The following is a 17,620-nucleotide window of genomic DNA, read 5'->3' as shown; positions in this document are numbered from 1 at the left end:
TGCCCTCCCTGACCGTACTGACGCGCACCGGGCGCTCCCCCGCTGTGCCTCCTCAGGCGATCTTGACCCATTTCGCTTCGGAGGGAACGCCGTCGGTGTCGGTGACGAAGAGCATGTACCAGCCGGGCGGCACGAGCGTGGGGTCGTCCGGGACCGTGACGCTCAGCTTGCCGCCGGCCTTCTTCAGGCCCAGCTCGATGGAGCGCTGTTCCACGTCGGTGGTGTGGGTGACGGCGCTCGGCCGCATCAGCCGGGCGGTGGCGACGCGGTCCGCGTCGGCGCTCTCGTAGGTGACCGTCGTGCCGCGCTCGGCGTTCTCGGGGCCGTTGCCGATCACCGGGCGCTTGTCCTTGCCGCGGTGCAGGGCGGGCGGGGTGTAGACCTCCATGCGCTGCTCGAACTTGCCGAGCTTGGTGTTGTCCTTGTCGCCGTAGAGGGAGTCGGAGCCGAAGGTCGCCACCCGGCCGTCGGGCAGCAGCAGCGCCTCGGAGTGGTAGTTGCGGCCCACCGTCGGCTCGGCGGCTTCCTTGAAGGTGTTGGTCTTCGGGTCGTAGGACTGCGCCTTCAGGATGTTGCTGTCCCCGCGGCCCCGGTAGTCCTCGGATCCGCCGCTGGTGAAGACGGTGTCGTCGGGCATGATCACGCTGTTCAGATAGCGCGTGCCCTGCGGCAGGTCGGGGCCCGCCTCGAAGGCCGGGTTGTCCTGTTTGAGGTCGATGACGGCCGTGCGGGCCGTGGACTTCTTGGACTCGCCGACCCCGCCGCCGCCCAGCACCATCACCTTCTGGTCCTGCACGGGCGGCAGCATCAGCGAGGCCGCCGTCTCCAGCTGGTCGGTGTCGGTGAGGCCGGGCACCTTGGTGAAGGTGTTCTTCTTCAGGTCCCAGATCCCGGGCTCGCGCCCCTTGTCCGCCGGGCCGTAACCGGCGTTGGCACCCGGGTAGAAGAGCTTGCCGCCCTTGGTGAGGAACAGCGCCGGGTAGGTCGGGAAGTAGTGGAAGGGGCCCTTGCCCCACTTCTTGGTCTTCGGGTCGTAGATCTCGTTGTCGCCCGGCAGGATCGCGCCGACGTCGTCGAGACCGGAGACGGAGAGCACCCGGCCGTCCTCAAGACCGACGAGCGTCGGGTACCAGCGGGCCTCCTTCATGGGGTCGACCCTGATGTACTTCTCCGCCGTCGGGTCGAACTCGTAGGCGGCCCGGATCCCCTGGAAGTCCTGCTTGTCCATGGTGATCTTCTCGGCGAGGCCGTACGCGTTGTCGGCCTCCTTGCCCTTGAGCCCGACGATCTCGTACTGGGCGGCATCCGTCGCCACCGCGTCCGGCCCTTCGTTCACCGCCTCGACGAAGACCCGCTGCTCGGCGGCGGTCACCTTGGTCTTCCACGGCTTCATCTGGCCGCTCTCGAAGTAGTCGACCTCGAACTCGCGCTTCGCCTTGGGCACGGTGACGTCGAACCTGGCCCGGTACTCGACACCCGACGGCGAGCGGAAGACCGTGCCCTTCTTCAGTTTCAGCGGCTTGTCCGGGTTCTCGTTCTTGACCCGCATGCCGCCGGCGGCCCGCTTCACCTTGTCGTCGAGCACCTCGTAGCGGGCGGTGCCGCCCGCGATCAGGAGGCGGCCGTCGGGGAGCTGGGCGTGGCCGCCGCAGAAGAAGTCCTCCGGGGTGGGGATCTTCTGGAAGGTGTTCTCGGCCGGATCCCACAGCACGGTGTCGAAGGTGCCCTCGTCGAAGTGCTGCTCGTCGTTGCCGGAGCCCGCGACGATCAGCACCTTGCCGGTGTGCAGGAGCGCCGCGTGGATCGCGTTGGTGCGGTACTCCTTCGGGATGTCCACCTGCTCCCAGGAGCCGTACTCCGCCTTGTACGCCGGCTGGTCGATCTTGTACGCGTGGTACCTGTCCTCGGCGAAGGACAGCGCGGCGGGAGCGTTCAGCCCGGCGAGCAGCACCACCGCGCCGCCGCCCAGGAGCGTCTTCCTCGTCTTCTTCGAGGGCCGGTAGGCCATGGCTCAGTTCCCTCCTGCGGTGGTGGTGGCGGTGGTGCCGGCGCTCGCCGCGGTGGTCGCCGACGGGGCGGGGGCCGTCGGCGTGGTGACGTACGCCGGTTCGGCCGGCGGGGGCGCCGGGACGGGGAGGGCGCGTGCGGCCGCGGCGCGCTTGTCCTGCCGGACGGTCCAGGCCCACACGACGACCGGGGAGAGGGATATCGCGAGGCCCAGCGCCGCCCAGGTGCGCATCGCGGCATGGGTGTGGTCGAGGTACACCGAGGCGGCGAGCGAGGACAGCAGGACCGCCGCCCAGAAGAGGTGGATACGGAAGGTGAGCAGCCGGTCCGGGGATGCCTGGCCGCCCTTGGGCGTGACGACGAAGCGGCCGTCGGTGCGCAGCACGGCCGAGCCCAGCGACTTCAGGTAGACCGGCGCGGAGAGCGCGGACATGGCCATGCCCGCCAGGCCGCCGGAGCCCTCGGGCTCGTGGGGTGAGACGTTGTGGCGGCGGTTCCAGAGGTAGAGCCCGATCTGGAGGGCGGCGGCGTCGCTGTAGAGCATCAGCCAGATGGAGGCGGCGACCTGGGTGCCGGACGCGCCGAACCAGAGGAACAGCACACAACTGAGAACCCCGAGCAGCCAGTTCACGGCGGTCATCGGGTAGTAGACGAGCATCAGCGTGTAGCTGAAGAGGCGCCCGGGGGGCACCCGGAAGAGCGCCTTGCCGTACTGCTTGAACAGCGTCTCGTACGTCCCCCTCGACCAGCGCAGCTGCTGGGTGAAGAAGTCCGTCCAGGAGGCGGGCCCCTCACCCACGGCGAGCACGTCGGGGGTGTAGACGGAACGCCAGTAGTGCCCGGTGCGCGGGTTGCGGCGGCGGTGGATCTCGAAGCCGGTCGCCATGTCCTCGGTGATCGAGTCGTACAGGCCGCCGACCTGGCGCAGCGCGGCGATGCGCACGACGTTGTTGGTGCCGACGAACATGGGGGCGCCGTAGCGGTTGCCCGCGCGCTGGATCAGGGCGTGGAAGAGGAACTGCTGCGACTCGGCGGCCTTGGTGACGGCCGAGTCGTAGTTCCCGTAGACCTGCGGTCCGACGACGAAGGCGACGTCCGGGTCGCGGAAGTAGCCCATCATCCGTTCCAGGAAGTTGGGCATGGGCACGTGGTCGGTGTCGACGGAGGCGAAGAAGTCGTAGTCGCCGCCGTGCAGGGCGATCCAGGCGTTGTAGTTGCCGTGCTTGGTCTTCGCCTTGTGGACGCCCTTGTCGCGGTTCCACTCGGGGACGCCGCGCCGGGTGAAGTGGTGGACGCCGAGCTCCGCGCAGAGCATCCGGGCCCCGGGGTCGTCGCCCTCGTCGAGGAGCCAGACGTCCAGCGGGCCGGGGTGCTCCATCCGTACGGCGCCCTTGAGGGTGGCGCGGACCATGGAGAGCGGTTCCTTGCCGGGGACGTACGTGGTCAGGAAGGCGACCCGGGTGCCGGGCTCGGGCGTCACCGGGACCGGGTCCCGCGCGACGAGCGTGGCGTGCGCGATGGAGACCACGTTGACCAGCATGAACAGCTCGATCAGGGCGATCGACACCAGCATCACGGCGTCGGCGACGACCAGCCAGCGCTCCCCGTTCTCCCGCTCGGTCCAGTGCGTGGGCCAGACCAGGTAGAGCAGGAGGATGCCGGTGAGCACCGGGGCGAGCGTCATCAGCAGGACGGCTCTTATTCGGTGCTTCTCCGTCGAGAGCAGGCTCTTGTACCGCACCCGGTACCCCGTCGGCTCCGGCTCCGTGAGCGGACCCGCGAGCCGGCTGTAGGTGTCGTAGTCGTAGCCCTCCGACCGCACCGTGCCTCCCACTGTCGAACGGGTTGATACCCCTACAGAAGGGGACGGCCAACGGTGTGTCGACTTGGCAGGTCCGAGTGAGCGGTTTTCGGTCCGGGACCCGAAAGGCCCCCGGCCGTGTGGCGCCGGGGGCTTTTCGGGTGAACGCGCGACGTGCCGCGCGGACGGCGTGTCAGAGGGTCAGGCGCCCCCGAGATACCGCTCCACGGTCTCGACCTTCGAGGTCAGACCGTCGGTGACGCCGTGCCGGATGTCGGCCTTCAGCACCAGGGAGACGCGACCCGCGCGGGCCTCGACGGCGGCCACGGCGCGCTTGACGACGTCCATGACCTCGTCCCACTCGCCCTCGATGGAGGTGAACATCGCGTCGGTGCGGTTGGGGAGCCCGGATTCCCGCACGACCCGTACGGCGTCGGCGACGTACTCCCCGACGTCCTCGCCGACGCCGAGCGGTGAGACCGAGAACGCGACGATCATGCGCTGACCGTGCCCTCGCGGCGGGCGCGGGCGGCGATGACGCCGTCGGCCTCGTACTTCTTGAGGAGCTTGTCGCCGTAGAGCCCGCCGAAGGGGATGACGGCGAGGAGGAAGAAGAGCGCGACACGCTTGAGCGGCCACTTGGCCTTGACCCAGACGTCCAGCAGGAACACGACGTAGATCGTGAACAGGACGCCGTGGATCATGCCGAGGGGCGGCATCAGGAAGTCGATGTCCGAGACGCGCATGAGCAGCGAGCCGAAAATGAGGAGCGCCGGGAAGGAGAGCGCCTCGGGAAGCGAGATGAGGCGCAGCCGGTGCAGGGCGGAAGCGGTCTTGATGTCCACGAGGGCACCTTCGGTGGGAGGGGGCATGCGGGCTTGTGAACGCGGGCACAAGCCGCCCCCATTGTGGCATCGCGTCGGCACCTCCCCCGAGCCGGGGGCCGCCGCGGGGCACGGCCGCGCGTATCACCGCATATCAGGGCCGGTCCGGGTGCGCATCAGGGGAGCATCGGGGGCGTAACGGTTCCGTAGGACCTGGTACGGGCGCGGGATGGCGGGCTACCTTCGGGGCGTGGCGATGTTCCGACTCCAAGGCAGCAAGACGCTCGCCGTCGATCTGACCGGCGACGCCGTCAAGGCGAAGAACGGCTCGATGGTCGCGTACGACGGCCGGATGACCTTCAAGAAGATGTCCGGCGGCGGTGAGGGGCTGCGCGGCATGGTGACCCGTCGGCTGACCGGCGAGCAGATGACGGTGATGGAGGTGTCCGGGCAGGGCACCTGCTACTTCGCCGACCGGGCGAGTGAGATCAATCTGGTCTCGCTGCACGGCGACACCCTGTATGTGGAGGCGAGCAACCTGCTGGCCACCGATGCCGGGCTGCGCACGGGCACCACGTTCACCGGGCTGCGCGGCGGGGCGAGCGGCAACGGCCTGTTCACCACGACGGTGGAGGGCACCGGGCAGGCGGCGATCATGTCGGACGGGGCGGCGGTGCTGCTGCGGGTGTCGCCGCAGTATCCGCTGATGGTCGACCCGGGCGCCTACATCGCCCACCAGGGCCGGCTCCAGCAGAGCTTCCAGTCGGGCGTGAACTTCCGGACGCTGATGGGCGAGGGCTCAGGCGAGGCGTTCCAGATCCGCTTCGAGGGCGACGGACTCGTCTACGTCCAGCCCAGCGAGCGCAACACCGTCGGGGGCGATGTCTGATGCCGTTCCGCGAGATCAACTCCAAGATGGTCGAGGCCACGCTCGCCCCGGGCCAGAAGCTGTTCAGCCAGCGCGGCGCGATGCTGGCGTACCGGGGCGAGGTCTCCTTCACCCCGAACATCCAGGGCGGCCAGAACGGCTTCGCGTCGATGATCGGCCGCCGGGTGGCGGGCGAGGCGACGCCGCTGATGACGGTCGAGGGGTCGGGCACGGTGATGTTCGGCCACGGCGGCCACCACATCCAGGTGATCAACCTGTCCGGCGACACCCTGTACGTGGAGGCCGACCGGCTCCTCGCCTTCGACGGGACGCTCCAGCAGGGCACGATGTTCATGGGCTCGCAGGGCGGGGTGGTGGGCATGGTGCGCGGCCAGGTCTCCGGCCAGGGCCTGTTCACCACCACGCTCAAGGGGCACGGCGCGGTCGCGGTGATGGCGCACGGCGGGGTGATCGAGCTGCCGATCACCCCCGGCCGGGACGTCCATGTGGACCCGCAGGCATATGTCGCCCACCACGGGGAGGTCCGCAACAAGCTGTCCACGGCGGTCGGCTGGCGGGACATGGTAGGGCGGGGCTCCGGCGAGGCGTTCCAGCTGGAGCTGAGCGGGAACGGCGCGGTCTACGTCCAGGCGTCGGAGGAGAAGCTGTGAGTACGCCCGTGGTCTTCGATCCGATGACGCTGCCGTCGGACGACAACGTCAACTCCTACACCTTCTGCGTGGAGCTCAAGGGGAGCCGGTGGTTCCTGCAGAAGGGCAAGATGATCGCCTACTACGGGCAGATCAACTTCGACGGGATCGGGCACGGCCGCTTCGAGCGGCTGGTGCGCTCCAGCTTCCATTCGCCGCTGCACGCGAGCGACTGGGTGGTGGCCGAGGGCAGCGGAAAGCTGCTGCTGGCCGACCGGGCCTTCGATGTGAACTCCTTCGACCTGGACGACGGGAACCTGACGATCCGGTCCGGGAACCTGCTGGCGTACGAGCCGTCGCTCGCGCTGAAGCAGTCGATCGTGCCGGGGTTCGTGACGCTGATCGGCACGGGGAAGTTCGTGGCCGCGTCCAACGGTCCGGTGGTCTTCATGGAGCCGCCGCTGCGGGTGGACCCGCAGGCGCTGGTGGGGTGGGCCGACTGCCCCTCCCCCTGCCACCACTACGACCACGGGTACATGACGGGCGTGATGGGCGGGATCCGGTCACTGACGGGGATCGGGGGGACGTCGGGCGAGGAGCACCAGTTCGAGTTCGTCGGGGCGGGCACGGTGCTGCTCCAGTCGTCCGAGGCGCTGATGGCGGAGCAGGCGACGGGCGTCGTGCCGAACGAGCCGGGCGTCCCGGCCGGCGGAGCTCAACACGGCTCCGCCCCGCGCATGCCCGGCCAGCTGGGGGACCTCCAGCGTCGCTTCGGCTTGTGAGCGGTAGTCTGCGGAGTGTGACATCGAACGTCTGCGCCGATTGTCACACTCCCCAGCCCTCCTCATTTCGTCCGGCTTTCAACTTCTTAGGTAGAATCCATATATGGAGACCGAGACGGCCACCCGCTGGCTGAGCGACGCGGAGCAGTGCGCCTGGCGCACCCACCTGGACGTCAGCAGGCTGCTGATGCACCAGCTGGAGAAGGACCTCCAGCCGTTCGGCCTGACCATGAACGACTACGAGATCCTGGTCAACCTCTCCGAGTCGGACGACCTGCGGATGCGGATGAGCGACCTCGCCGCCGCCACCCTGCAGTCCAAGAGCCGGCTCTCGCACCAGATCACCCGCATGGAGACCGCCGGTCTGGTGCGGCGTACGCACTGCGAATCGGACCGGCGCGGACTCTTCGCGGTCCTCACCGAGCACGGCGCGGAGACCATGCGGAAGGTCGCTCCGCACCATGTCGCCTCGGTGCGGCAGCACTTCATGGACCTGCTGTCCCCCGAGGCGCTGACCGATCTGCACGCGGCGCTGACCCCGATCGCGGAACATCTGCGCGGCAAGCGCGGCAAGCTGTAGCGGAGAGGCGGGGCAGGGCCCGCCAGGGCCCCGCAACCGCCGCCTCAGGCCGGGTGCGGCAGCCACAGCCGGAAGGCCGCACCGCCCTCGTCCGCCCGGTGCACCGTCAGCGTTCCGCCGTGGCGGGCGGCGACGTCCCGGGCGATGGCGAGGCCCAGGCCGGCACCGCCGTCGTCCCGGCTGCGGGCGTCGTCGAGCCGGACGAACCGTTCGAAGATCCGCTCCCGCTCCTCCTCGGGCACGCCCGCCCCGTCGTCCCGGACCTCGACCCGCACGCCGCGGCCGTCGGGCGCCACCGCCACCGAGACGCTCCCCTCGGCGTGCCGCTGGGCGTTGTCCAGCAGATTGCCGATCACCCGGGACAGCTGCCCGCGCGACCCGTTCACCTCGAACGCGCCGCCCTCCGGGACCTCCACCGCCACCGCGATCCGGTCCCCGGTCCGCTGCGAGACCTCCTCGCGGACCAGCGCGCCCAGCTCCACCGTCCCGCCGCCGGGCTTCTCCCCCGCGTCCAGCCGGGCCAACAGCAGCAGATCCGCCGCCAGCACCTGGAGCCGTACGGTGTCGGCGACCGCGCCCGGGAGGTCCAGCAGCTCCGGGTGGGCCTCGGCCACCTCCAGCTGGGTGCGGAGCGAGGCGATCGGGGAACGCAGCTCGTGCGAGGCGTCCGCGACGAACCGCCGCTGCCGCTCCACGGACGCCTCCAGCACGGTGAGCGTCTCGTTCGTCGTCCGGGCCAGCGCCGCGATCTCGTCCCGCGAATCGGGCTCGGGCACCCGGCGGGCCAGGTCCTCGGAGGCGGTGATGGCGGCCATCTCGCGGCGGATGCCCTCGACGGGCCGCAGTGCGCGCCGGGTCACCAGCCAGGTCACCCCGGCGACGACGACCAGCAGCACCGGCAGCCCGGTCAGCATGGCCCCGCGCACGGTGTCGACCGCCTCCTGCTCGGCGGCGAGCGGGGCGCCCGCGTACACGGTCAGGGTGACCCCCTCCCGGGTGGTCGCCTCGACGGCGGCGAAGCGGTAGTCGGCGGTGGTGCGGTCGACGGTCGCGGTGCCGTCGGAGAACTCCGGGTCGTCGGAGGAGACCTCGCCCGAGTCCGGGCGGCGGCTGTCGCCGCCCCCGTCGTCGTCATCGCCGTCGTCGTCGCCGTCGGGCGACGGGGTGGCCCCCGCCGAGGCCGAGGGCGCGGGGGTGACGCCCGTCGTGCCGGTGCCGGTGACGGCCCGCAGGTCCTTGGAGACGAGGACGACCCGCTCCTCCTCGTCGATCACCTGGACCGGGTGGTCCTCCTCGTCGTCCAGCTCCACCTCGTCGTACGGGGTGCCCGTGGCGAGCTGTCCGGCCACCTCACGGGCGGCCACCTCGGCCTGGAGGTCCGCCTGGTCGATCAGGTTGGCCCGCAGGACCATGAGCACGGCGAGACCGGCCCCGATCAGGGCGACGGCGACGACCAGGGTGGCCCCGAGGGCGGCCCTGGCCCGGACGGACCTCACTTCGCCTCCAGCCGGTAGCCGGCACCGCGTACGGTACGGATGGCGGCGGCGCCCAGCTTGCGGCGCAGGGTGGAGATGTAGACCTCGACGATGTTCGGGTCGCCGTCGTAGGCGAAGTCCCAGACGTGCTCCAGGATCTCCGCCTTGCTCACCACCTGCCCGGCGCGCAGGGCGAGTTGCTCCAGTACGGCGAACTCCTTGGCGGTGAGGGTGATCTCGTCCTCACCGCGGATCACCCGGCGGGCGGCGGTGTCGACGCGCAGGGAGCCGACGGTCAGGACGGGCGCGGCGGTTCCGGACCCGCGCCGGCGCAGCAGGGCCCGCACCCGGGCGACGAGGACGACGTAGCTGAAGGGCTTGGTCAGATAGTCGTCGGCTCCGGTGTCCAGTCCCTCGGCCTCGTCGTACTCGCCGTCCTTGGCGGTGAGCATGAGGATGGGCACCTCGTGTCCGGCGGCGCGCAGGTTCGAGCAGACGCGGTAGCCGTTCATGCCGGGCAGCATGATGTCGAGGATGACCAGGTCGTAGCCGCCCTCGCTCGCCCGGTGCAGCCCCTCCAGGCCGTCGTGCACGACATCCACGGCGAAGCCCTCGGCGGTGAGTCCCCTGGCCAGGGACACCGCGAGACGCTTCTCGTCCTCCACGATCAACAGGCGCATGCGCACAGCCTCGCAAACTCCACCTGAAGAAGGCTTCAGGTGGCTTCAGGCTGCGTTCAGCATCGGGTCGGCAGTGTGGAACCCGTCGAACAGCACAGCAGCTCTCGGGGAGGAACCTCATGAAGCGCAACGTCACCATCGCAGCGATCACCGCGGCCGTTCTGATCGGCGGCACCACCGCCGCCACCGTCGCCTTCGCGGACAGCGACGGGGACCGCGACCGGACGTCCACCAGGAGCGCGAGCACGGTGAGCCTCGCGGACTCCGACGCCACGGACGACCGTACGGACGACGCTTCCGACGACCGGTCGGACGACCGGGCCCCGGCCGCCGCGAAGGGCGCCCGGATCTCCCTCGACGAGGCCGTCGCCGCCGCGCTGAAGAGCGTGCCGGGCACGGTCACCGAGGCCGAGCTGGACGAGGACGACGACGACCACGACGGCCGGGCCGTCTGGGAGCTGGACGTCCGCGGCTCCGACAAGAAGTGGCACGACGTCACGGTGGACGCCGGCAACGGCAAGGTCCTCAAGACCCGCGGCGACGACAACGACGACCGCGACCGCCACGCGCCCCGCTCCTCGGCCGTCACCCTGAACGAGGCGGCGGCAGCGGCCCTGAAGACCGCGCCGGGCGCCGTCACGTCGATCGACCTGGACGACGACGGTGACGACGACAGTGGCAGCCGGAGCGACGTCCTGCGCTGGGACGTCGACATCGCGGGCAAGGACGGCAAGCAGCACGAACTGCGTGTGGACGCCAGGACCGGCAAGGCCACCGTGGACCGCGACGACGACAACGACCGCGCGGACGACCGGAACGGCGACCAGGACGACCACGGCGACGACCGCGACGGCGACGACGACGACGACTGACGGACGCCCGTACCCGGCCCCGTACGCGAGAAGGCCCCCTGAGCGGCGCACATCCGCTCAGGGGGCCTTCCCCGCACGCTCAGGCGCTCAGGAGCCCTCCGTCAGCCCCGCCACCAGCTCGTCCGCCGCCGCGTACGGGTCCAGGCTCCCCGCCACGATGCGCTCGGCCAGGGCGCGCAGCCGGCGGTCGCCGCGGAGGTCGGCGATCCTCTCGCGGAGCGCGGTGACCGCGATCGACTCGACCTCGTGGGCGGCGCGAGCCGTGCGGCGTTCGGCCAGGACGCCGTGCTCCTCCATCCAGGCCCGGTGCTTCTCCAGAGCCTCGACGACCTCGTCCGTGCCCTGGCCCCGGGCCGCGACCGTCTTCACGATCGGGGGGCGCCAGTCGCCGGGGCCCCGGGACTCCCCCAGGCCCAGCATGTGGTTCAGCTCGCGGGCGGTGGCGTCGGCGCCGTCGCGGTCGGCCTTGTTGACCACGTACACATCGCCGATCTCCAGGATTCCGGCCTTCGCCGCCTGGATGCCGTCGCCCATGCCGGGGGCGAGCAGCACGACGGAGGTGTCGGCCTGGGAGGCGATCTCCACCTCGGACTGGCCGACGCCGACCGTCTCGACGAGGACCACGTCGCAACCGGCCGCGTCGAGGACGCGGATCGCCTGCGGGGCGGCCCAGGCGAGGCCCCCGAGGTGGCCCCGGGTCGCCATGGAGCGGATGTAGACGCCGGGGTCCGAGGCATGGTCCGACATCCGGACCCGGTCGCCCAGCAGCGCCCCGCCGGAGAACGGCGAGGACGGGTCGACGGCGAGCACGCCGACCCGCTTGCCCGCCCGGCGGTAGGCGGAGACCAGGGCGGAGGTGGAGGTGGACTTGCCCACGCCCGGCGAGCCCGTCAGGCCGACGACGTAGGCATGGCCCGCCAGCGGGGCCAGTGCCGCCATCACCTCACGGAGCTGCGGGGACGCCCCCTCCACCAGCGAGATCAGCCGGGCCACCGCACGCGGCCTGCCTGCTCGCGCCTGCTCGACCAGCGTGGGGACGTCCACGTCCACGTTCACCGCTCCGTTCGCCTCGCCTCGGATCCGTATGCCTACTACTTGCCCGGAACGCGGATGATCAGCGCGTCGCCCTGACCGCCGCCGCCGCACAGCGCCGCCGCGCCCGTGCCGCCGCCGCGCCGCTTCAGCTCCAGGGCCAGGTGCAGGACGACCCGCGCGCCGGACATCCCGATGGGGTGGCCGAGCGCGATGGCGCCGCCGTTGACGTTGACCTTGTCCGAGGTGACGCCCAGGTCCTTCATGGACTGGACGGCGACGGCCGCGAACGCCTCGTTGATCTCGATCAGGTCGAGGTCGTCGACGGTGAGGCCGTCCTTCTTCAGGGCGTGCCGGATCGCGTTGGAGGGCTGCGACTGGAGGGAGTTGTCCGGGCCCGCGACGTTTCCGTGGGCGCCGATCTCGGCGATCCAGTCGAGACCCAGCTCCTCGGCCCTGGCCTTGCTCATCACGACGACCGCGGCGGCGCCGTCGGAGATCTGCGAGGAGGTGCCCGCGGTGATCGTGCCGTCCTTGGCGAAGGCGGGGCGCAGCTTGCCGAGGGTCTCCACCGTCGTCTCGGCGCGGATGCCCTCGTCCTGGGAGAAGAGGACCGGGTCGCCCTTGCGCTGCGGGATCTCGACCGGGGTGATCTCCGCCTCGAAGAGGCCGTTCTTCTGGGCGGCGGCGGCCCGCTGGTGGGACAGGGCGCCGATCTCGTCCTGGGCGGCGCGGTCCAGGCCGAGGCGGCCGTTGTGCTTCTCGGTGGACTCGCCCATGGGGATGTTCTCGTAGGCGTCGGTGAGACCGTCGTACGCCATCGAGTCCAGCATCTCGATCGCGCCGTACTTGTAGCCCTCACGGGACTTGGGGAGCAGGTGCGGGGCGTTGGTCATGGACTCCTGGCCGCCCGCGACCACCACGTCGAACTCCCCGGCGCGGATGAGCTGGTCGGCCAGCGCGATGGCGTCGAGCCCGGACAGGCACACCTTGTTGACGGTGAGCGCGGGGACGTTCATGGGGATGCCGGCCTTGATCGCGGCCTGCCGGGCGGGGATCTGGCCCGCGCCCGCCTGGAGCACCTGGCCCATGATCACGTACTGGACCTGGTCACCGCCGATGCCGGCCCGGTCCAGGGCCGCCTTGATCGCGACGCCGCCGAGGTCGGCCGCGGAGAAGCTCTTCAGGGAGCCGAGGAGACGGCCCATGGGCGTCCGGGCGCCCGCGACGATCACTGAGGTGGTGGTACCGGTCGTTGCTGGCATGGGCACGGCCCCTTGGGATCGGATGTGAACGAGGGTTTACCTGAATGTACTGAGCCCTTCCGCGCCCGTCATCCGGCTACCGGTGTGACGGCGCGCACGTTGCGTAACCATGGCGGGAGCGCCCCGGTCGATCCATGCTGAATCCATGCTGACGCGAATCGATCACATCGGGATCGCCTGTTTCGACCTGGAAAAGACGGTCGAGTTCTACCGTGCCACGTACGGGTTCGAGGTGTTCCACTCCGAGGTCAACGAGGAGCAGGGGGTCCGCGAGGCCATGCTCAAGATCAACGAGACCTCGGACGGCGGGGCCTCGTACCTCCAGCTGCTGGAGCCCACCCGCGAGGACTCCGCCGTGGGCAAGTGGCTGGCGAAGAACGGGGAAGGCGTGCACCACATCGCCTTCGGCACGGAGGATGTGGACGGGGACGCCGCGGACATCCGCGAGAAGGGCGTCCGGGTGCTGTACGACGAGCCCAGGACGGGGTCGATGGGGTCCCGGATCACGTTCCTGCACCCCAAGGACTGCCACGGTGTCCTCACCGAACTGGTCACGAGCCGGGCGGACCACTGACCGCCGCATACCCGGCCCGGTAGAGTGGGCGGTTCCGGGCCGGGGCCGGGTCGGGGCCGTACCGCGTCCTCGTCGTTTGTCTGTCACCATTCCCCGGGGGACCGCTCGTCGGCGAGCCCCCGTGTGCAGAGTTGCGACCAGGGTTGGGGTCTCCCCTGCTCGAAGAAGTTGAGAGCTCGGGGAAGGATGGGACCGCGCAGTGCGGGGCTACGAACGCCAGGAGAGCCACCGAGCTGAAGACGACCATCTCTCGCGGTTCGAAGCCGAGATGGACCGGCTGAAGACCGACCGGGAGAAGGCCGTCCAGCACGCCGAGGACCTCGGTTACCAGGTCGAGGTCTTGCGTGCCAAACTGCACGAGGCCCGGCGCAATCTCGCGGCCCGTCCCGCCTACGACAGCGCGGACATCGGCTACCAGGCCGAGCAGATGCTGCGGAACGCGCAGGCCCAGGCCGAGCAGATGCGCAGCGACGCCGAGCGCGAGCTGCGCGAGGCGCGGGCCCAGACGCAGCGGATCCTCCAGGAGCACGCCGAGCACCAGGCCCGCCTCCAGGCCGAGTTGCACACCGAGGCCGTCCAGCGCAGGCAGCGGCTCGACCAGGAGCTGGCGGAGCGCCGCCAGACCGTCGAATCGCATGTCAACGAGAACGTCGCCTGGGCCGAACAGCTCCGCGCCCGCACCGAGTCGCAGGCCCGCCGGCTGCTGGAGGAGTCCCGCGCCGAGGCCGAACAGGCGCTGGCCGCCGCCCGCGACGAGGCGGCCCGGCTGGCGGAGGAGACCCGTCGGCGGGCCGGCTCCGAGGCCGAGGCCGCCCGGGCCGAAGCGGAAGCGATCCTGCTGCGCGCCCGCAAGGACGCCGAGCGGCTGCTCGGGGCCGCCTCCGCCCAGGCGCAGGAGGCCACCAGCCACGCGGAGCAGCTGCGCTCCAGCACGACCGCGGAGACCGACCAGGCCCGCCAGCAGACCGCCGAGCTGAACCGCGCCGCCGAGCAGCGTCTCGCGGAGGCGGAGACCCGGCTGCGCGAATCCCGCCTGGAGGCCGAGAAGGTCCTCGCCGAGGCGAAGGAGGCCGCCGGCAAGCAGCTGGCCGCGGCCGAGTCGCAGAACGAACAGCGCACCCGTACGGCCAAGTCGGAGATCGCCCGGCTGGTCGGCGAGGCCACCAAGAGCGCCGACACCCTCAAGGAAGAGGCCGAGCAGGCCCTCGCCGACGCCCGTGCGGAGGCGGAGCGGCTGGTCGCGGAAGCGGCCGAGAAGGCCAACACGGCCGCCGCCGAGGACGCCGCCGCCCAGCTGGCCAAGGCGGCCCGCAGCGCCGAGGAGGTGCTCACCAAGGCATCCGAGGACGCGCAGTCGACGACGAAGGCGGCGCGCGAGGAGGCCGAGCGGATCCGCCGCGAGGCGGAGGCCGAGGCGGACCGGCTGCGCGGCGAGGCGGCCGAGCAGGCCGACGAGCTGAAGGGCGCGGCCAAGGACGACACCAAGGAGTACCGGGCCAGGACGGTCGAGCTCCAGGAGGAGGCCCGCAGGCTGCGCGGCGAGGCCGAGCAGCTGCGCTCCGAGGCGGTCGCCGAGGGCGAGCGGATCCGGGGCGAGGCCCGCCGTGAGGCGGTCCAGCAACTGGAGGAGGGCGCCCGCACCGCCGAGGAGCTGCTGACCAAGGCCCGCTCCGACGCCGACGAGTTGCGCGCCAAGGCGAACGGCGAGAGCGAGCGCGTCCGCGCCGAGGCCGCCGAGCGGGCCGCGACCCTGCGCAAGCAGGCCGAGGAGACGCTGGAGCGCACCCGGACCGAGGCCGACGCGCTGCGGGCCGAGGCCGAGGAGCAGGCGGCGGCCGTCACGGCGGCCGCGGAGGCGGCAGCGGCCGAGCTGCGCGAGGAGACCGAGCGCGGCGTGGCCGCCCGGCAGGCCGAGGCCGCCGACGAGCTGGCCCGACTGCACACCGAGGCCGAGTCCCGGCTCGCCGCCGCCGAGGAGGCGCTGAGTGAGGCCCGCACCGACGCCGAGCGGATCCGCCGCGAGACGAACGAGGAGTCGGAGCGGCTGCGCGCGGAGGCGGCCGAGCGGCTGCGGGCGCTGACCGAGCAGGCCGAGACCGAGGCCGAGCGGCTGCGCGACGAGGCCGCCGCGGACGCCGCCCAGTCCCGGGCCGAGGGCGAGAACGTCGCCGTACGGCTGCGGAGCGAGGCGGCCGCCGAGGCGGAGCGGCTCAAGTCCGAGGCGCAGGAGAGCGCCGACCGGGTGCGCGCGGAGGCCGCGGCCGCCGCCGAGCGGGTCGGGGCCGAGGCCGCCGAGGCGCTGGCCGCCGCCCAGGAGGAGGCGACGCGCCGCCGCCGGGAGGCCGAGGAGACCCTCGGCGCCGCCCGGTTGGAGGCGGAGCAGGAGCGTGAGCGGGCCCGCGAGCAGAGCGAGGAGCTGCTCGCCTCCGCCCGCAAGCGGGTCGAGGAGGCGGAGGCCGAGGCGCGCCGGCTGGTCGAGGAGGCGGACGCCCGGGCGACCGAGCTGGTCTCGGCGGCCGAGCAGACCGCCCAGCAGGTACGGGACTCCGTCTCGGGCCTGCACGAGCAGGCCGAGGAGGAGATCACCGGCCTGCGTTCGGCCGCGGAGCACGCCGCGGAGCGCACCCGTACCGAGGCGCAGGAGGAGGCGGACCGGGTCCGCGCCGACGCGCACGCGGAGCGGGAGCGGGCCTCGGAGGACGCGATCCGGCTGCGCCGGGAGGCGAACGAGGAGTCGGGCCGGCTCCGGCAGGAGGCGCGCGAGGAGACCGAGGCCGCGAAGGCGCTGGCCGAGCGGACGGTCTCCGAGGCGATCACCGAGTCGGAGCGGTTGCGGGCGGACGCCTCCGAGTACAGCCAGCGGATGCGCACCGAGGCGTCCGACGCGCTGGCGTCGGCGGAGCAGGACGCCTCGCGCGCCCGTGCCGAGGCCCGGCAGGACGCCAACCGGATCCGTTCCGAGGCGGCGGCCCAGTCGGACCGGCTGATCGGCGAGGCGACCACCGAGAGCGAACGCATCCGCACCGAGGCCGCCCAGGCCTCCGAGCAGCTCGTCGTCGAGGCCACCACGGAGGCCAACCGCCGCCGCAGCGAGTCCACCGAGAAGGCGGACCGGATGCTGGCCGAGGCGACCGCCGAGTCCGAGCGGCTGCGCGCGGAGGCGGCCGAGCGGCTCGGCTCCGCGCAGGAGCACGCGGCCCGCGCCCACGAGGAGGCCGAACGGCTGCGCGACGAGGCGGAGTCGGCGGCGGAGGAGCTGCGCTCGTCGGCCCGTCAGGAGGCGGACCGGGTGCTGGACGAGGCGCGCGAGGCGGCGGCCAAGCGCCGGGCGGACGCGGCCGAGCAGGCGGACCAGCTCATCAACAAGGCACGGGAAGAGGCGCTGCGTACGGCCACCGAGGCCGAGACGCAGTCCGACACGATGGTCGGCGCGGCCCGCAAGGAGGCCCAGCGGATCACCTCGGAAGCGACCGTCGAGGGCAACACCCTGGTGGAGCGCGCCCGTGCCGACGCCGACGAACTGCTGGTCGGCGCGCGGCGTGACGCGACGCAGATCCGCGAACGGGCCGAGGAGCTGCGGGCCCGGCTGGAGAGTGAGATCGAGGAGCTGCACGAGCGGGCCCGCCGGGAGACGTCCGAGCAGATGAAGACCGCCGGGGAGCGCGTCGACAACCTGATGAAGGCGGCGACCGAGCAGCGCGACGAGGCCGAGGCCAAGGCCAAGGAGCTGTTGGCGGAGGCCAATTCGGAGGCGAGCAAGGTCCGTATCGCCGCGGTGAAACGGGCCGAGTCGCTGCTGAAGGAGGCCGAGACCAAGAAGGCCGAGCTGATCCGCGAGGCGGAGAAACTGCGGGCCGAGGCCCAGGCCGAGGCGGAGGCGACGGTCGACGAGGGCAGGCGCGAGCTGGATGTCCTGGTGCGCAGACGCGAGGACATCAATGCGGAGATCTCCCGTGTCCAGGACGTGCTGGAAGCGTTGGAGTCTTTCGAGACTCCGGGCGGGGGCGGGAAACCGGCCGGCGGTTCCGCGGGAAGCGCCAAGGCTCCGGCGGCGGCGGGCACACGGTCGGGGGGCAAGTCGTCCGAGCGGTGACCGCCGGCCCGCGCTGCGCCGTGCTTCGTCATGGACATTCAAGCCTTCGAGTGGCAAGCACTCCGGGGGTCAGCCACTCAAAAGGGGTGTCATTCTCCAGATCAAACCGGCATCTTC

The 17,620-nt window shown here is 71.7% G+C and carries 15 protein-coding genes; 7 read left to right on the top strand and 8 right to left on the bottom strand.

The window, feature by feature from the left end; genetic code table 11:
* Positions 1 to 52: 52 nt before the first annotated feature.
* The 4 genes from glxA to RNL97_RS23350 form a co-directional block, all read right to left on the bottom strand.
* Positions 53 to 2,008, bottom strand: a complete 1,956-nt coding sequence (gene glxA / locus RNL97_RS23365; protein ID WP_030579915.1) for a radical copper oxidase GlxA — start codon at positions 2,006 to 2,008, stop codon at positions 53 to 55.
* Positions 2,009 to 2,011: 3 nt separating this feature from the next.
* Positions 2,012 to 3,829: a glycosyltransferase family 2 protein gene (locus tag RNL97_RS23360; RefSeq protein WP_050499996.1), complete on the bottom strand. Its 1,818-nt coding sequence runs from the start codon at positions 3,827 to 3,829 to the stop codon at positions 2,012 to 2,014.
* Between the two features lie 180 nt (positions 3,830 to 4,009).
* A complete protein-coding gene (locus RNL97_RS23355) occupies positions 4,010 to 4,306 on the bottom strand; it encodes an MTH1187 family thiamine-binding protein (protein WP_030579911.1) in 297 nt (98 codons plus the stop codon).
* On the bottom strand, positions 4,303 to 4,653 hold the full coding sequence (locus tag RNL97_RS23350) for a DUF3817 domain-containing protein (protein ID WP_030579910.1): 351 nt from the start codon (positions 4,651 to 4,653) through the stop codon (positions 4,303 to 4,305). Before RNL97_RS23350 ends, RNL97_RS23355 begins: the two co-directional genes overlap by 4 nt.
* Positions 4,654 to 4,888: 235 nt before the next feature.
* Between RNL97_RS23350 and RNL97_RS23345 the strand changes: the two genes are divergently transcribed.
* The 4 genes from RNL97_RS23345 to RNL97_RS23330 all read left to right on the top strand — a co-directional run bounded on the left by RNL97_RS23345 (position 4,889) and on the right by RNL97_RS23330 (position 7,512).
* On the top strand, positions 4,889 to 5,521 hold the full coding sequence (locus RNL97_RS23345; RefSeq protein ID WP_030579900.1) for an AIM24 family protein: 633 nt from the start codon (positions 4,889 to 4,891) through the stop codon (positions 5,519 to 5,521).
* Positions 5,521 to 6,171: an AIM24 family protein gene (locus tag RNL97_RS23340; protein ID WP_243315184.1), complete on the top strand. Its 651-nt coding sequence runs from the start codon at positions 5,521 to 5,523 to the stop codon at positions 6,169 to 6,171. Before RNL97_RS23345 ends, RNL97_RS23340 begins: the two co-directional genes overlap by 1 nt.
* Positions 6,168 to 6,932, top strand: a complete 765-nt coding sequence (locus tag RNL97_RS23335; protein ID WP_030579895.1) for an AIM24 family protein — start codon at positions 6,168 to 6,170, stop codon at positions 6,930 to 6,932. The genes RNL97_RS23340 and RNL97_RS23335 overlap by 4 nt, the downstream gene beginning before the upstream one ends.
* A 103-nt stretch (positions 6,933 to 7,035) precedes the next feature.
* A complete protein-coding gene (locus RNL97_RS23330; RefSeq protein WP_030579892.1) occupies positions 7,036 to 7,512 on the top strand; it encodes a MarR family winged helix-turn-helix transcriptional regulator in 477 nt (158 codons plus the stop codon).
* Positions 7,513 to 7,556: 44 nt separating this feature from the next.
* Here the strand turns inward: RNL97_RS23330 and RNL97_RS23325 are convergent, their stop codons facing one another.
* Positions 7,557 to 9,008, bottom strand: a complete 1,452-nt coding sequence (locus RNL97_RS23325; RefSeq protein WP_243315183.1) for a sensor histidine kinase — start codon at positions 9,006 to 9,008, stop codon at positions 7,557 to 7,559.
* On the bottom strand, positions 9,005 to 9,667 hold the full coding sequence (locus tag RNL97_RS23320; protein ID WP_030579887.1) for a response regulator transcription factor: 663 nt from the start codon (positions 9,665 to 9,667) through the stop codon (positions 9,005 to 9,007). Before RNL97_RS23320 ends, RNL97_RS23325 begins: the two co-directional genes overlap by 4 nt.
* Before the next feature lie 119 nt (positions 9,668 to 9,786).
* Between RNL97_RS23320 and RNL97_RS23315 the strand changes: the two genes are divergently transcribed.
* Positions 9,787 to 10,539: a PepSY domain-containing protein gene (locus RNL97_RS23315; protein WP_313751150.1), complete on the top strand. Its 753-nt coding sequence runs from the start codon at positions 9,787 to 9,789 to the stop codon at positions 10,537 to 10,539.
* Between the two features lie 87 nt (positions 10,540 to 10,626).
* Here the strand turns inward: RNL97_RS23315 and meaB are convergent, their stop codons facing one another.
* Complete coding sequence (gene meaB / locus RNL97_RS23310) at positions 10,627 to 11,595, bottom strand: methylmalonyl Co-A mutase-associated GTPase MeaB (RefSeq protein WP_030579881.1); 969 nt, start codon at positions 11,593 to 11,595, stop codon at positions 10,627 to 10,629.
* Between the two features lie 35 nt (positions 11,596 to 11,630).
* A complete protein-coding gene (locus RNL97_RS23305) occupies positions 11,631 to 12,806 on the bottom strand; it encodes an acetyl-CoA C-acetyltransferase (RefSeq protein WP_118903233.1) in 1,176 nt (391 codons plus the stop codon).
* Positions 12,807 to 12,981: 175 nt separating this feature from the next.
* Between RNL97_RS23305 and mce the strand changes: the two genes are divergently transcribed.
* Both mce and scy read left to right on the top strand, forming a co-directional pair.
* Positions 12,982 to 13,410: a methylmalonyl-CoA epimerase gene (gene mce / locus RNL97_RS23300; protein ID WP_030579876.1), complete on the top strand. Its 429-nt coding sequence runs from the start codon at positions 12,982 to 12,984 to the stop codon at positions 13,408 to 13,410.
* Between the two features lie 199 nt (positions 13,411 to 13,609).
* On the top strand, positions 13,610 to 17,503 hold the full coding sequence (gene scy / locus RNL97_RS23295; RefSeq protein ID WP_313751149.1) for a polarized growth protein Scy: 3,894 nt from the start codon (positions 13,610 to 13,612) through the stop codon (positions 17,501 to 17,503).
* The last annotated feature ends 117 nt before the right edge of the window (positions 17,504 to 17,620 follow it).

Source organism: Streptomyces parvus (assembly GCF_032121415.1).
GTDB lineage: Bacteria > Actinomycetota > Actinomycetes > Streptomycetales > Streptomycetaceae > Streptomyces > Streptomyces globisporus_A.
This window is presented reverse-complemented; position numbering and strand designations above follow the sequence as displayed.

What these genes read in the sequence shown, in the direction of transcription:
- glxA (WP_030579915.1), bottom strand. Translation starts at nt 2,008, where the DNA reads ATGGCCTACCGGCCCTCGAAGAAGACGAGGAAGACGCTCCTGGGCGGC.
- RNL97_RS23355 (WP_030579911.1), bottom strand. Translation starts at nt 4,306, where the DNA reads ATGATCGTCGCGTTCTCGGTCTCACCGCTCGGCGTCGGCGAGGACGTC.
- RNL97_RS23345 (WP_030579900.1), top strand. Translation starts at nt 4,889, where the DNA reads ATGTTCCGACTCCAAGGCAGCAAGACGCTCGCCGTCGATCTGACCGGC.
- RNL97_RS23340 (WP_243315184.1), top strand. Translation starts at nt 5,521, where the DNA reads ATGCCGTTCCGCGAGATCAACTCCAAGATGGTCGAGGCCACGCTCGCC.
- RNL97_RS23330 (WP_030579892.1), top strand. Translation starts at nt 7,036, where the DNA reads ATGGAGACCGAGACGGCCACCCGCTGGCTGAGCGACGCGGAGCAGTGC.
- RNL97_RS23320 (WP_030579887.1), bottom strand. Translation starts at nt 9,667, where the DNA reads ATGCGCCTGTTGATCGTGGAGGACGAGAAGCGTCTCGCGGTGTCCCTG.
- RNL97_RS23315 (WP_313751150.1), top strand. Translation starts at nt 9,787, where the DNA reads ATGAAGCGCAACGTCACCATCGCAGCGATCACCGCGGCCGTTCTGATC.
- mce (WP_030579876.1), top strand. Translation starts at nt 12,982, where the DNA reads ATGCTGACGCGAATCGATCACATCGGGATCGCCTGTTTCGACCTGGAA.